Source organism: Desulfobotulus alkaliphilus (assembly GCF_007830435.1).
In the GTDB taxonomy this organism is placed as follows: Bacteria; Desulfobacterota; Desulfobacteria; order Desulfobacterales; family ASO4-4; genus Desulfobotulus; species Desulfobotulus alkaliphilus.
Genome location: NZ_VLLC01000009.1, coordinates 66,951 through 81,086, shown reverse-complemented (window position 1 = coordinate 81,086; position 14,136 = coordinate 66,951). Strand labels below are relative to the sequence as shown.

Here is a 14,136-nt window from a genome sequence, read left to right as displayed (position 1 = left end):
ACAATGGACTTTTGCAAGCTTGAGTGCCGGAGTGCTAATAAGAAGCGGCAAACTGTCTGAGCCGCCACAAAGGCAGCGTACTTAAGCCTGCCATGGTAATCAAAAAGCTTATCCTGCCTGTGGCGGGGGGTTTTTTCCGCTTCCGCACAGGGCAAGAAGCTCCCGAATAAGATTGCGTCACGGGCAAATAGCCTGGAGCCTGTGCATCTGTCTTGCAGGTATGGTACCTGGAAAACTGTGCTGAACAGTTAAATTTTTTTTAAAATGGCCCTATGCACAGGCTTTCAGGAGAAAATCCTTAAATTTTTCGCCTTCCTGCCTCGTAATAAACGCATAATTCCCGCACTCTCCCGCCTGCATCAGGGGTATTAAGAATTTTTCCATAGCCTTTGGCCTGATTTTTTCTTTTTCCATGTAAGCGCGCAGCAGCTCCAGAATATTGGTCCCATCCGGTGCCAGAAGATCCATCTCGGAGGGTTCCGGCATTTCTATGCCAACCTTGTCTCCCACCTTTTTCAGCTCCCGGAAAAAGGTGTTGGATAGCCCCATGAGAATCTCCCTTTCCCCGTCTAATTGCCGGATCTCAAGGAGGGTTTTCTGCTGAAGATCTTCTATGTCCTGACGGATATCTTCATCATCGGCAAGGCCCAGCACCCGGTTCAGGCGGTTGAGGCTTCGTTCAGCATTCAGCTTGCAGGCATCTAAATAACGGATAAAGTGAATGAACAGCACCTTGAAGTTTCTGGCAAAAAGCACCTCCCTTGGTTTGGTGTTCCACTGATCCAGAACAGCGGTAATGGCTTCTGCGGGGTAGAGCTTCTTTTTCCTTGCGGAAAAGGGAAGTACATCCAGAAAGGCAATGCCCCGATTTTCAAGGGTGCTGCGGATAAGGGAAATGATGTCCCGGATATCCTCTTCTTCCCGCTTGTCTGACTGGGAGAGGATGAAGAGCTTGGGAATTTCCGGCCTCAGGCTGGAAAGGAATTTCAGATCCTTTTCCGGAATGGTTCCTGCCTCTGCCCGGATCAGCCACACAAGAAACTGGGCCGTATTGAGCTGGGTGCGGGCTGTTCTGGCATCGGCGGATTCCGTTTCTGAGTTATCATCGGCATTGGAGTAGCCCGGCGTATCCAGAAGGGCCAGATTTTCCCAGCGGAACTCCGGCAGGGCAAGGTGGGCCGATTTCAGGATATGGCCCATGGGCGTGCCGTGTTCCTTTTCATAGTCGTGGGTTAAGGCCACAAATTCATCGGCACTGAGGCTGATCTTTTTTCCAAAAAGATTGAAGGCACTGATGGCATCCTCACTGCCTTTAATGATAAAGGCGGGAACCGTTGTGGTGGGGTCCACCTCCGCAGGCAGGATTTTGCGGCCAAGGATGGCATTGAGCAGGGAAGACTTGCCTGCGGAAAATCCGCCGCCAAAACCCACAATGACCTTGCGGGCCAGCTCCGGAAATTCAGAAAATTCCCGGAACCGTTCAAACTCCTTTTTGAACTCAAAGAAATAATGCACAAGATCCGGCGGGCTGTGGTAGCGGCTCACCTTATGCATTTCTTCGTTGATGGTATTTTCCATGCGGCTAAGGATGGCCGCCATGGGGCCTTCTTCCCCCTTCCTTGAAACAGCTCTGCAGATAAGGCTGTGGCTTTGTTCCGGAGTCAGTGTGTTCATGGTTTTTCCCTTCTGGTATCTGTGGTTGCAGCTGGGTTTTTATTTTTTGGGTGCTGCCGGGCAAGCCTGAATTATATGCCTGAAACAGGGTAAAAGGCAAAGCGGCTTTCACTCTGTGCCTGAAACCCTTTGTAGCACATGAGTGCGACAGTTCAGGTCGCATAAAAACAGGGATGATAAAAAAAATGGGAGGGGAGGGGGTATGGTGGGGGGATGGGGCTGACAAGAAATGGGTTTTTTTAGGGGCACTCCCCTGTGGGTGCCCAAAATCGTTGGCCAAAAATAAAGGGCATTAGGCCCTCACCCCCCCGCACACAGGCAAAAGAAACCATGGCATTATAAAAAGCTATGCAGAAGGCCTGTGTGCCGGGCAGGCAACCCTCAGCCCAGAGGGAGAGGGGCCGGGGGTGAGGGGAAAAGGGCAGGCACAGGGGCCTGCCCCTACTCAAAAATAATCGTGTATAGGCTTCTATTATTCCGGCAAAGGCGGTGCTTCTCCAACCTTTTCAAAACACACCCTGTCAAACCCAAGGGCTGTCACCACAAACTTCTGAAGCCTTAAATTTTTATATTTTTCTTCAAGCCTTGCACCATAATCCGTCACCTGCTCTGTTCCTTCTTTCATCTTTTCCCGAATGGAAGAAAGGGCTTTAAGTTCATCCACGCTTAAGGCCAGCGCTTCTTTGCCGGATAAGCCTGCCTCTTTAAGGCTGACAAACTTGAATTCAATCAAAACATCATACACTCTGCCGTATCTCTTATCCGGACGAATGATCATGGTGAGATCGGAGTATCTTCTGGAAATTTCTGATTCCGAATCCATCAGGAAAATGATGTCATTGTATAAAAGGGTGAGAAAGGCGGTTTTCAGGGTCAGCTCATTGGCAAGAATGTAATCCCTGTTGCTGAAGACTTTAAAATATTTTTTCTCCACAAAATCACAAAGGGGCTGCATGTCCCCCTTTTGAAATACCTTTTTTGCCGCAAACCTGCCCGCATCCCTTTTCTCTGAATCGGGCAGCAAGAGATTACAAAGCTTATCAGCATACAGGCCCTTCACCGCCATGTTGGGAATTTTAAGCCTTGTTTCAAGATCCGGCGTTTCTTCGGCAATGGTTAGAATCCCGAAATAGTAAAGGAATGATGTTAGAAACTGCCTGTCCCTTGAGCTGTCAAAAAGAATTTCTTCAATGCCAAAGGATTTCTGCACACTTTTAATGACAACGCTGTCTTCCTTTTCCATGAGATTTAAAAGCAGCTGCTGCCCCCCGTTGAGGCTGGCAATGTAGCTGAGCTTGGCCTGATCTGTGGAAAGATTGGAATCCAGCATTTCTTTGGGATATTTTCCATTGCCTGCAAACTCTTCAAAAAAATAAATGCACATGGTTGGATTATAAATAAATTCATGGGCCTCTGTGGAAAAAAGATAGCCGTTGTAAAATGTCCTCATGGTATTGAGGGCATCTTCAATGACGGAGTCTCCAATAGCCAAATTTTCAATGACATAATTTTCAGAATTTCTGGTTTTAACAATTGTTTCAATCTCAGCCCTTACCTCCTTCTCACTGAAACCACAGAGGTCGTTCAGGGCCGGTTTGTGATACACACTTTTTGCAACATTGTAGCCACTGGTAATATCGCTCAAAACAACAGGCGAAACACCTGTGATAAAAACCTTGTCAATCATGGTGCCGGAGGTCAGGGCCTTCACAGCCTTGAAAATCGTTCTTAAAATACCTTCTTCTTTCACAAGCTTTTCATAATCTTCTTTTTTGTCGGCAGAAGACATGAGAATGGTGTTGGCGAAGTTGTCGTATTCGTCGATCAGAAGATAAACAGTGTGACCATGGGCCTGTACGGAACCAATAAGAGATTCCATGGAATAAATGGCATTTTCATTGTTGATACGGACTCCCTGAATGTCAAAACCATGCAAACTATAATATTTTAAAAAATTCTCAATCCTTACATTAATATGATCAAATAATGACTGCCTTATATTATTGATGCCTCCAGTTGCATCAACACAGGAAAAATCCCACCTTAAAATGAAATAGGCGTTTCTTAATGGGGTCGGGTTTTGACCAATCTTTAAACGGCCGAATAATTTTTTGAAATCATCTTTTTTGGCAACATCATAATAATTTTCCAGCATAGACAGAAGAAGGCTTTTGCCAAAGCGCCTTGGCCTGATAAAAAGCTGGGACGCTGCATTTTCAAGCAAAGGAATTTTGTCTGTCCGATCACAGTAAAAATAATTATTTTCAATGATTTTCTCAAAATCAGATATTCCATAGGGGTATTTCATTTTTTCCTCCCGGATGGTCTGCCCTCAGACACCCGCCAGTCTTTATGGCCAAAATAACCGCCATCTTCATTGAGTTTTTTTGCAGCAGCCATGGTTGCCAATACAGCAGGCACAGCAGAGAAGATGGAGAGTTAAGGTCTTCGGTACAGAACAAGGACTAATGCTTGGTGGCATTTTTGCCTATGAGCAGATCCAGGCCCTTATACCCTGCAGCAAGGACTTCTCTGACTTTTTCAGGGGTAAGCCTCGTAGCATTGGCAATATCTTTTGGTTTCATATTGCACTCACGGAGACTCATGATTGTCTGAAATTTCTCGTTGTACATACCTTCATCATGCCCCATGCTCTTAATGCGTTCTGATAACAACATATCATCTGATAACAGCATACCATTTTCTTAAAAGGCTTCTATTATTCCGGCAAAGGAGGTGCTTCTCCAACCTTTTCAAAACACACCCTGTCAAACCCAAGGGCTGTCACCACAAATTTCTGAAGCCTTAAATTTTTATATTTTTCTTCAAGCCTTGCCCCGTAATCCGTCACCTGCTCTGTTCCTTCTTTCATCTTTTCCCGAATGGAAGAAAGGGCTTTAAGTTCATCCACGCTTAAAGCCAGTGCCTCTTTACCGGATAAGCCCGCCTCTTTAAGACTGACAAACTTGAATTCAATCAAAACATCATACACCCTGCCGTATCTCTTATCCGGACGGATGATCATGGTGAGATCGGAGTATCTTCTGGAAATTTCTGATTCCGAATCCATCAGAAAAATGATGTCATTGTATAAAAGGGTGAGAAAGGCGGTTTTAAGGGTCAGCTCATTGGCAAGGATGTAATCCCTGTTGCTGAAGATCTTAAAATATTTTTTCTCCACAAAGTCACAAAGGGGCTGCATATCCCCCTTCTGGAAAACCTTTTCTGCCGCAAGTCTGCCCGCATCCCTTACCTCTGTATCGGGCAGCAAGAGATTACAAAGTTTATCCGCATACAGGCCCTTGACCGCCATGTTGGGGATTTTCAGCCTTGTTTTCAGATCCTTCGTTTCTTCAGCAATGGTTAAAATTCCGAAATAATAAAGAAAAGATGTTAAAAACTGCCTGTCCTGTGAGCTGTCAAAAAGAATATCCTCAATCCCAAAGGATAGCTCTATACTTTCAATGACAGCACTGTCTTCCTTTTCCATGAGATTGATTATCAGTTCCTGGCCCCCATTAAGGCTGGCAATATAGCTGAGCTTGGCCTGATCCGTGGAAAGATTGGCATCCAGCATCCGTCTTGGATATTTGCCCTTGTCTGCAAGTTGCTTGAAAAAATAAAGGCACATGGTTGGATTATAAATAAATTCATGGGCATCTATCGAAAAAAGATAGCCATTGTAAAAGCTTCTCATGGTATTGACAGCATCTTCTATGGCTGCTTCACCTTCAGAAATTAAATCCTTGGATTTTTGGGTTTTAACAATGTTCTCAATCTCAGTCCGTATCTCCTTTTCACTGAAACCACAGAGATCATTAAGTGCGGCTTCAGAATAAACAGCCTCAGCAAGATTATAACCGCTGGTAATATCACTCAAAACAACGGGAGAGACACCTGTAATAAAAACCCTGTCAATCATGGTGCCGGAGGTCAGGGCCTTTACGGCCTTAAAAATCGTTCTTAAAATACCTTCTTCTTTAACAAGCTTTTCATAATCTTCTTTTTTATCTACAGAAGACATGAGAATGGTGTTGGCGAAGTTGTCGTATTCATCGATCAGGAGGTAGAGAGGGTATCCAGAAACCTCTACCGCTGAAAGAAGACGTTCCATTGTATAGATGGCATCATCGGGATTGATTTTAATTTCAGGCAGAGAAAAACCCTTAAAATTATAATAGGTGATAAAACGCTCTATTCTGGCATTGATATGATTGTATAAGGATTTTTTTATTCCATGATAATCACCTGCTGCATCCACACAGGAAAAATCCCACCTTAAAATGAAATAGGAGTTTCTCAATGGTGTCGGGTTTTGACCAATTTTTAAATGCCCGAATAGTTTTTGAAAATCATCTTTTCTGGCAATATCATAATAATTTTCCAGCATGGACAGAAGAAGGCTTTTGCCAAAGCGCCTTGGCCTGATAAAAAGCTGGGACGCTGCATTTTCAAGCAAAGGAATTTTGTCTGTCCTATCACAGTAAAAATAATTATTTTCAATGATTTTCTCAAAATCAGATATTCCATAGGGGTATTTCATTTTTTCCTCCCGGATGGTCTGCCCTCAGATACCCGCCAGTCTTTATGGCTACAATACCGCCATCTTCATTGAGTTTTTTTTGCAGCAGCCATGGTTGCCAATACAGCAGGCACAGCAGAGAAGATGGAGAGTTAAGGTCTTCAGGTACAGAACAAGGACTAATGCTTGGTGGCATTTTTGCCTATGAGCAGATTCAGGCCCTTATCCCCTGAAGCAAGGACTTCTCTTACTTTTTCAGGGGTAAGCCTCGTAGCATTGGCAATATCTTTTGGTTTCATATTGCACTCACGGAGACTCATGATTGTCTGGAACTTCTCTTCATAACGCCCTCTTTCCTGAATGCGTTCTGATAACAGCATACCGTTCTCCTTTTCTGTGAGCAAACTGAGCAACTCTTCCTGCTCATTATCCTGAATATCTGCATAAATGTAAATAAAATCGAAGTATTTGCTAAACAGGGCCGCACCCACCAGATGAAACAGTCCGGTCATGGCCCTCATGGTGTCATCCACCTTCTCCCCTGGCTCATAGTTCATTTTGGGAAGGAGGATCTGGGTTACAGGGTTTGTGGAATCAAAATAATCCCTTGCCTGTTTATAAATGAAATCAGGATATGCAAAAAACGGTAGTCGTCCCTGCATCCATCCGGTCTTTTTTTAAAACTATGGAGCAGATACGGCCTCGTGTCGATATAATATAATTTAGCTTTAAACCCTTGCACCCCATGATCGGGCCAGTTCCGGAAATTCGGAAAATTCCCGGAACCGTTCAAACTCCTTTTTGAACTCAAAGAAATAATGCACAAAATCCGGCGGGCTGTGGTAACGCCTCACCTTATGCATTTCTTATCCAACTGTGATATAAGAGCCATAAGAGAAAGCCACATGCAAAGACAGGTCCGTTCTTCTTATTTTCATTTACCTGATTTTGGAAGTTTATTTGTTCCAGAAAGGATTGTTATGGCCATAAATGACATCCAGGTTGCCATATCCGATGATTTTTTTTCCGCCTTTGCCCGTATTCCCCAGAAGCAGCAGACCAAGGTGCAGCACTTTTTAACCAAATTCCAGCAGGACCCTACGGCAAGCGGCATCAATTATGAAAAACTTCATCAGTGCAGAGATCCCCGCATCCGATCCGTGCGCATCGACCAGACCTACCGGGGAATTGTGCTGCAGCCCAAATCCGGCAATGTCTATATGCTTTTATGGGTAGATCACCACGACAGGGCCTATGAATGGGCAAAAAACCGCATTTGCGATATCAATCCGCAACTGGGGGCTGTTCAGATTTATCGGGTAACGGAAAAAGAAGAACCTCAGGCACCTGAAGACAAAAAAGACGCTGCTATGTTTTCAAGCTTAAGGGACAAAGACCTTTTGCGGCTGGGGCTGCCTGAAAAACTCCTTGGTGATGTGCGAAGCATTGAAACGGAACCGGACCTTAAGGATTTTGCCCAAAGCTGCCCTGAGCATGTGTATGAAGCCCTTGTCTGGCTCAGTCAGGGTGAAAGCTATGATGATGTGCTTTCCATCATCGCAGAGCAGGGGGTTCAGGAAAAGGAAGGTGTGGATACGGAAGATTTTACCAGCGCCTTAGATCATCCAGTTTCCCGCCACAAATTTTATATTGCACCTACGGAAAAAGCCCTCCTTGATATGCTCCATGCTCCCCTTGAAAACTGGCGCACCTTTCTTCATCCCAGCCAGCGCAGGCTTGTGGAAAAAAGCTGGAGCGGCCCGGTGCGGGTTCTGGGCGGAGCCGGAACAGGTAAAACCGTTGTGGCCATGCACAGGGCCAAATGGCTTGCAGAACATATGGAAAGAAAAAGCAGCAAGAAGATCCTTTTCACCACATTTACCAAAAACCTTGCGGCAGACATTCAGGCAAACCTTGAAAAAATCATGGATAAAGAAGATTTTGACCGGATTAAAGTCATCAATCTGGACAGATGGGTGATGGAATTTCTTTCGGATCAGGGCCATGGCTTTACCGTAGATTATGGCGAAAAATCTAAAGAACTCTGGCAGCAGTCGCTGGAGATGCTGCCATCTGAAATGGAGCTTTCCCTTGGTTTTTTAAAGGAAGAATGGGACGAGGTGATTCAACCATTAGAAATATCTGACCTTGATTCCTATATCCGGACGGAACGCCGTGGCCGTGGCCTTGCCCTGAGCAGGCAGGAGAGGGAAGGGATCTGGCCTGTGTTTGAACGCTACATGGGGCTGATGGATCAGGAGAAACTGAGGGAACCCGCAGATATGATGCGGGATGCAAGGCTGTATCTGGAAAAGGGCAATCCTTCCGGTTTCGGGCACATTATTGTGGATGAAGCCCAGGACATGGGCGTACAGGCCTTCAGGCTCTTGCGGGCAATGGTTAGTGAAGGCCCGGATGATCTTTTCATTGTGGGCGATGCCCACCAGAGAATTTACAGCGTTCAGGCGGCCCTGAGCCAGTGCGGTATCCGCATTGTGGGGCGAAGTACCAGGCTGCGCATCAACTACAGAACAAGCGAAGAAACCAGACGCTGGGCCATGGCCTTGATGAAGGATGTTTTTGTGGATGATCTGGACGGTGGTGAAGATCAGCAGGAAGGCTATATTTCTCTGATCCACGGAACAGAGCCGCAGATACTGGCTGCGGACAATCCTGAAGCGGAGTGCGATGCCATTGCAGATCACCTCAGGCTCATTGAAAGAAATGAGGGTGCCCTCAATGCCTGTTGCGTGGTGCTGAGAACACACAAACTGTTGCAGCAGTATTCCGGCGAGCTTGAAAAGCGGGGGCTGGTACTTTATCCCTTGCTTCCATCCAAGCCCGATGACAGGGAGGAGCCGGGCGTTCGCATCGGCACCATGCACAGGGTCAAGGGCCTTGAATTTGACCATATGCTGATCTGTGGCATGAACGAAGATGCCATGCCCCTGATGAGCCATGCCATGAAATCCGAAGATCCGGAAATCCGGAAAAAAGCTGAAATGAGGGACAGGGCACTACTTTTCATGGCCGTCACACGGGCCAAAAAATCCGTTTTTCTTTCCGGCAGCGGAAAAATCAGCCCATGGCTTGGGGAGAATCTGGCATAGGCCTGTTCAGATCTTATACGCCACCTGTGGAAAGAATCCGGGAAATGGCAGGGTGGATGATGGCAGAAGGACTGCTGGGTAGCAGTCCGGTTTGAGAAACTTACTTTCAGGCAGGCTCTGGAGTTCTGTCCTGATTTGAAGGGCGATTTGCTGAAGCTGGCTATTTTTCCCTTGTGTGTTATGACATCCATGCGGGGGGTTAGAGAAAGAAAAGGAGAAGGACTGCCATGAAAAAGCTGCCCATAGGTATCAGTACCTTCAGGGAGATTATTGAGGACGGGCATGCCTATGCGGATAAGACCATGTTCGTCCACAGCCTTGCGGATACGGGCAAGTATTATTTTCTCTCTCGGCCCAGGCGTTTTGGCAAGTCCTTGATGGTGGATACCCTTAAAGAAGCCTTTGAGGGAAATAGAAAGCTTTTTAAGGGTTTATGGCTGGAAAATCATTGGGACTGGGACAATGCCTGTCCTGTCATCCGTTTTTCCTTTGGACAGGGTGTACTTGAAAATCGGGTAGATCTGGATGAAAAAATCCGGGAAATACTGCATTATTATGAGCAGAAATTTGGTGTTGTTTCTGATTATGAAAGTATTTCAGGACGTTTTGCCCAGCTGCTTGATTGTGCAGTTCAAAAATATAAAAAACGGGTTGTGCTGCTTGTGGATGAATACGACAAGCCCATCCTCGACAATATTCAGCATCCGGAACGGGCCGGGGAAATCCGTGACGGGCTGAAAAATTTTTATTCCGTGATAAAAGACAGTGATGCCCATCTGCAGTTTGTCTTTATTACCGGTGTATCAAAATTTTCCAAGGTCAGCCTTTTTTCCGGGCTGAACAACCTTGTGGATATCACCCTGTCCCCCATGTTCGGAAGCATCTGCGGAATTACGGAAAGGGAGCTTGTTCAGGTTTTTGAAGAACATTTGAAGGGCAGAAATCCTGACCTGATCCGGCACTGGTACAATGGTTATGCCTGGCTGGGTGAGAAGGTTTATAACCCCTTCAGCATCCTGAATTATTTCCGGGAAGGGCTTTTCAGAAATTACTGGTTTGAAAGCGGCACGCCGACCTTTCTCATCGAACTTTTGAGAAAAAAGAACTATGCCATACCGGAGATGGAACGAATTGAGGCTTCCGAAGCTTTGATCGGGGCCTTTGATGTGGATTACATAGAACCGGAAACCCTCCTGTTTCAAACGGGATATCTGACCATCTTAAGTTCTGAGATGATGGGTGCCAAGGTTTTTTACAGGCTGAGTTATCCGAACATGGAAGTGAAAGCCAGTCTGTCGGATTATATTCTTAAGCATTATCTGCCCGATTCCCCGTCAAGGGAGCGGGGGCAGCAGGGTATTTTCCGGGCACTTAAGGACAGAAACCCGGATGCCTTGAAAGGGGTGCTGCACAGCCTTTTTGCAGGCATACCCCATGACTGGTACCGGAAAAACAGGATGGCTGACTATGAGGGCTATTATGCTTCTGTGTTTTACTGCTGCTTTGTGGCCCTTGGGCTGGATGTAAGGGCAGAAGATGTGAGCAACCACGGTAATATGGATATGAGCCTGTTTTTTGAAGGATGGGTGTATATCTTTGAATTCAAGATGCTGGATAAAAAGCTTTCTTCCGGAAATGCCCTTGCCCAGATAAAAGCAAAGGGCTATGGGGAAAAGTATATGGAAGAAGCTGAAATGCTTTGTTTTGTGGGGGTGGATTTTTGCAGAAAAGATCGAAATATAAAAAGCTTTCTCTGGGAACTGCAGGAAAAGAATACGGATTGACACCTTCCTTCATTGGTCAGAGAACGGACTGTCTTAGGAATTCGCCTGCCCACGGCTGAAGTCAGGGGCTTTACGGCGACATTCGGTAAAAAAGGGATGGGGTAATGAAAAAGCTGGAAGACGCAGACAGGCTTTATGTGATGGAATTTCAGGGAGAGTGGTATCTTTACACACAATTCGGAGATGACAAGTCTGACGTTGATATTGTCCGATCCTTTAAATCCCTTGACGGTTTGGCCAGATATGTCAAGGAAGAAATTGGTACATGGCCACAATTTGAAATGGTCCTTTAAAGCCGGAAATTTTGGAAATCGAACCCCTGTGTTTTAACGCATTGCAGTTTTCGGAATGGGGGGAGGAATGACAGAAAATATATTAGGTTCTCTCTGGGTATAAGGGTAGAAGGAGGAAGATTTTTGAGTGAATATCAGTATTATGAATTTCTTTCCATGGATCAGCCCCTCACTTCCCGTCAAATGGAAGAACTGCGGCAAATTTCTACCCGTGCCCAAATTACCTCCGTGAGCTTTGTCAATGAATACAACTGGAGTGATCTGAAAGCCGATCCAAAAAAGCTGATGAAAAACTACTTTGATGCCCATGTGTATTTTGCCAACTGGGGAACGGTGTTTTTTATGCTTAAACTCCCCGTCGAAAGCCTCAAAGCTGAAGACCTTGAGGCCTTTGCCGTCCACGACTGTCTTGAGGTGGAAAAATTTCAAAAACACTGGCTGATTACATGGTCTTTTTCTGACGATGAAAATTTTGAATATTCAGATCATATTTTCGAAGAAAACTGGATGGCACTGCTGGCTCCCATTCGTGAGGAACTATTACGCGGCGATCTGCGCTCCCTTTATCTTGGCTGGCTGCGGGGCATATATCTGGAGGATGCAGAGGATGGGCAAGCGGAACCCATGGCTTTGCGGGGTCTGGGGCAACTGACTTCGGCACAGCAGGCCCTTGGTGATTTTCTGGGGCTGGACGATGATCTTGTTACGGCAGCAGGCATGGGTCTCCCGACCCTGGAAAGGGAGGACGAAGATGAAGCTTCTCTTCAAAACTGGGTAGAAACCTTGTCTGAAAAGCAAATGCGGCAACATATCCTTCTTATGGCTGGTGGAGAGGGTGCAAAGGCGGAAAGGATGTTGAAACAGGCCTACAGAAGCTGGCTGGTACAATCCCAACCCAAAGAAAAAGCCTTGCGTCCTCGTCCCCTTACGGCAATCTTAAAACAGCTTGAAGAGGCAAAACAGGCCCGCTTGAAAAAAGAAGCACAAATTAAAAAGAAAAAAGCTGATGAAGAGAAGAGAAAAAGGGATACCTTCCTTGAAAAAGTTGCCGGAGATTTTTCCAAGGTCTGGGATTCTGCCCATAAAGAAGCGAAGAAAGGATACGCCAGCGCCTATGATCAGGCCTGTCAGCACCTCTGTAATCTGAAGGATGCCTATGCCCGACAGAACAAATCCGGAGAATTTGAAAAAAAGCTGGCCTTCTTCCGCAAAGAGCATGGCAGACGAAGGGCCCTTATGGAAAGACTGATACGGGAAAGAATCATCTCTTCCTGAAAGAGCCGTTTCCATGATAATTTTCAGGCCAGCAGGAAGAGGATTTTTTTACCCAAACGGATCTTAAATTATAAAGGTTTTCTATTCCAATGGATGATTCTGAAAAGCTTATCGAAAAACTGAAACTGATTGAAGCCCTGTATTCAGGGGCCACAACCCCCGGAGAAAAGCAGGCGGCAGAAAATGCCCTGCAGAAAATTAAAGACAGACTTGATCAGATCAAAAAGGTGGACCCGCCCGTTGAATATAAATTTTCCATGCAGAATATATGGTCCAGAAGAATATTTCTGGCCCTGCTGAGGCGTTATGACCTGAAACCCTACAGGTATTTCAGGCAGAGATATACAACGGTTATGGTGAAGGTTTCAAAAACCTTTGTCAATGAAACCCTCTGGCCCCAGTTTCTGGCTCTGGATAAGGAGCTGACGGCCCACCTCAATGAAACTGCCGATAAAATAATCCGCAGGGCTGTTTATGATGACAGTTCCGAAGCGGAAGAGATCCAGAGCATTGCTTATGTCAGATAGCAGCGCACAGCGGCGTCTTGTCCCGGAGTCGCTTGTCGTCACTCAGAAGTCTGCTATTTTCCGTGCCTTGCTGTCCACAAACAAAAATCTGATTACTACCCTGACTCAGCCAGAGCCTGCTGGTCAGATTGTTGTCAAACCCATGGTGAGAGCTTTCATACGGGCAGGCGCAAGGCCTGTTCTGCAGCTCTATTTTTTATGGAATGATTATGCGCTTGTGTGAAAAGTTTGATGTCTTTCTTTTTGATCTGGATGGCACCCTCACCGATCCCAAAGAGGGAATTACCAAGTCCGTGCAGTATGCCCTGAATAAAATGGGCATCATCGAAGAGAATCTGGAAAACCTGATCCATTTTATAGGTCCTCCCCTGAAGCATTCCTTTATGACACACTATGGTTTCAGTGAAGGCCAGGCCATGGAAGCCATTGCCTGCTACAGGGAGTATTTTACGGACAGGGGAATGTTTGAAAATTTCTGTTTTAAGGGTATAGACCGCATTTTGAATGGTCTGGTTCAGGAGAAAAAAAAGCTCTTTGTGGCCACATCCAAGCCCACGGTTTTTGCAAAGACCATTACGGATACCTTTGGGCTTTCTTCCTATTTTGAAGAAGTTGTGGGCAGCGAGCTGGATGGCAGCCGATGTGAAAAAGCCTCGGTGATCCGGTATATTTTTGATCACCATGGTATAGAAAAGGCCAAAACCCTTATGATTGGTGACAGGGAGCACGATGTGATCGGGGCCCGTGAAAACGGTATTGCTTCTCTGGGTGTGGGTTTTGGATACGGCAGCCGGGAAGAGCTGGAAAAGGCCGGTGCTGATTTTTTTGCAGCCAGCCTGCCGGATCTGGAAAAGATGTTTTTTTAAATTGTTTGTATGATTACAGCTAAAAATTCTGGGCTGGGGGGAACTTTTAACTTGAACATGTGAACAGTTTGACATATGTTCACTT

At 45.9% G+C, this 14,136-nt stretch carries 12 protein-coding genes; 7 read left to right on the top strand and 5 right to left on the bottom strand.

Annotated features, from left to right (window positions below; genetic code table 11):
• Positions 1-270: 270 nt before the first annotated feature.
• The 5 genes from LZ24_RS07165 to LZ24_RS07145 all read right to left on the bottom strand — a co-directional run bounded on the left by LZ24_RS07165 (position 271) and on the right by LZ24_RS07145 (position 6,729).
• Complete coding sequence (locus LZ24_RS07165; RefSeq protein WP_144684028.1) at positions 271-1,674, bottom strand: dynamin family protein; 1,404 nt, start codon at positions 1,672-1,674, stop codon at positions 271-273.
• 472 nt (positions 1,675-2,146) lie between these two features.
• Complete coding sequence (locus LZ24_RS07160) at positions 2,147-3,982, bottom strand: AAA family ATPase (protein WP_144684026.1); 1,836 nt, start codon at positions 3,980-3,982, stop codon at positions 2,147-2,149.
• Between the two features lie 157 nt (positions 3,983-4,139).
• Entirely contained in the window at positions 4,140-4,370 is a 231-nt protein-coding gene (locus tag LZ24_RS17565; RefSeq protein ID WP_144684024.1) for a hypothetical protein, read from the bottom strand.
• A 23-nt stretch (positions 4,371-4,393) separates the two neighbouring features.
• The gene (locus LZ24_RS07150) at positions 4,394-6,217 is read right to left on the bottom strand and encodes an AAA family ATPase (RefSeq protein ID WP_144684022.1); all 1,824 of its coding nucleotides are present in this window, start codon (positions 6,215-6,217) and stop codon (positions 4,394-4,396) included.
• 158 nt (positions 6,218-6,375) lie between these two features.
• Positions 6,376-6,729, bottom strand: a complete 354-nt coding sequence (locus LZ24_RS07145) for a hypothetical protein (RefSeq protein WP_144684020.1) — start codon at positions 6,727-6,729, stop codon at positions 6,376-6,378.
• A gap of 447 nt (positions 6,730-7,176) precedes the next feature.
• Here LZ24_RS07145 and LZ24_RS07140 point away from each other — a divergent pair, with 447 nt between their 5' ends.
• The 7 genes from LZ24_RS07140 (at position 7,177) to LZ24_RS07110 (ending at position 14,051) form a co-directional block, all read left to right on the top strand.
• A complete protein-coding gene (locus LZ24_RS07140) occupies positions 7,177-9,306 on the top strand; it encodes a UvrD-helicase domain-containing protein (protein ID WP_186442983.1) in 2,130 nt (709 codons plus the stop codon).
• Between the two features lie 227 nt (positions 9,307-9,533).
• Positions 9,534-11,090 carry an ATP-binding protein gene (locus tag LZ24_RS07135; protein WP_144684016.1) on the top strand — a complete coding sequence of 519 codons (1,557 nt, stop codon included), beginning with the start codon at positions 9,534-9,536 and terminating at the stop codon, positions 11,088-11,090.
• A gap of 104 nt (positions 11,091-11,194) precedes the next feature.
• On the top strand, positions 11,195-11,383 hold the full coding sequence (locus LZ24_RS07130; RefSeq protein WP_144684014.1) for a hypothetical protein: 189 nt from the start codon (positions 11,195-11,197) through the stop codon (positions 11,381-11,383).
• A 123-nt stretch (positions 11,384-11,506) separates the two neighbouring features.
• Positions 11,507-12,658, top strand: coding sequence for a hypothetical protein (locus tag LZ24_RS07125; protein WP_144684012.1), 1,152 nt, complete (start codon positions 11,507-11,509; stop codon positions 12,656-12,658).
• Positions 12,659-12,747: 89 nt separating this feature from the next.
• Positions 12,748-13,185, top strand: coding sequence for a hypothetical protein (locus LZ24_RS07120; protein WP_144684010.1), 438 nt, complete (start codon positions 12,748-12,750; stop codon positions 13,183-13,185).
• Entirely contained in the window at positions 13,175-13,408 is a 234-nt protein-coding gene (locus LZ24_RS07115; protein WP_144684008.1) for a hypothetical protein, read from the top strand. The genes LZ24_RS07120 and LZ24_RS07115 overlap by 11 nt, the downstream gene beginning before the upstream one ends.
• Entirely contained in the window at positions 13,395-14,051 is a 657-nt protein-coding gene (locus tag LZ24_RS07110; protein ID WP_144684006.1) for an HAD family hydrolase, read from the top strand. Before LZ24_RS07115 ends, LZ24_RS07110 begins: the two co-directional genes overlap by 14 nt.
• Positions 14,052-14,136: the final 85 nt, after the last annotated feature.

Coding starts and splice junctions, on each gene's coding strand:
- LZ24_RS17565 (WP_144684024.1), bottom strand. CDS start 4,370: ATGCTGTTATCAGATGATATGTTGTTATCAGAACGCATTAAGAGCATG.
- LZ24_RS07150 (WP_144684022.1), bottom strand. CDS start 6,217: ATGAAATACCCCTATGGAATATCTGATTTTGAGAAAATCATTGAAAAT.
- LZ24_RS07110 (WP_144684006.1), top strand. CDS start 13,395: ATGCGCTTGTGTGAAAAGTTTGATGTCTTTCTTTTTGATCTGGATGGC.
- LZ24_RS07135 (WP_144684016.1), top strand. CDS start 9,534: ATGAAAAAGCTGCCCATAGGTATCAGTACCTTCAGGGAGATTATTGAG.
- LZ24_RS07165 (WP_144684028.1), bottom strand. CDS start 1,674: ATGAACACACTGACTCCGGAACAAAGCCACAGCCTTATCTGCAGAGCT.
- LZ24_RS07130 (WP_144684014.1), top strand. CDS start 11,195: ATGAAAAAGCTGGAAGACGCAGACAGGCTTTATGTGATGGAATTTCAG.
- LZ24_RS07120 (WP_144684010.1), top strand. CDS start 12,748: ATGGATGATTCTGAAAAGCTTATCGAAAAACTGAAACTGATTGAAGCC.
- LZ24_RS07115 (WP_144684008.1), top strand. CDS start 13,175: ATGTCAGATAGCAGCGCACAGCGGCGTCTTGTCCCGGAGTCGCTTGTC.
- LZ24_RS07160 (WP_144684026.1), bottom strand. CDS start 3,982: ATGAAATACCCCTATGGAATATCTGATTTTGAGAAAATCATTGAAAAT.
- LZ24_RS07140 (WP_186442983.1), top strand. CDS start 7,177: ATGGCCATAAATGACATCCAGGTTGCCATATCCGATGATTTTTTTTCC.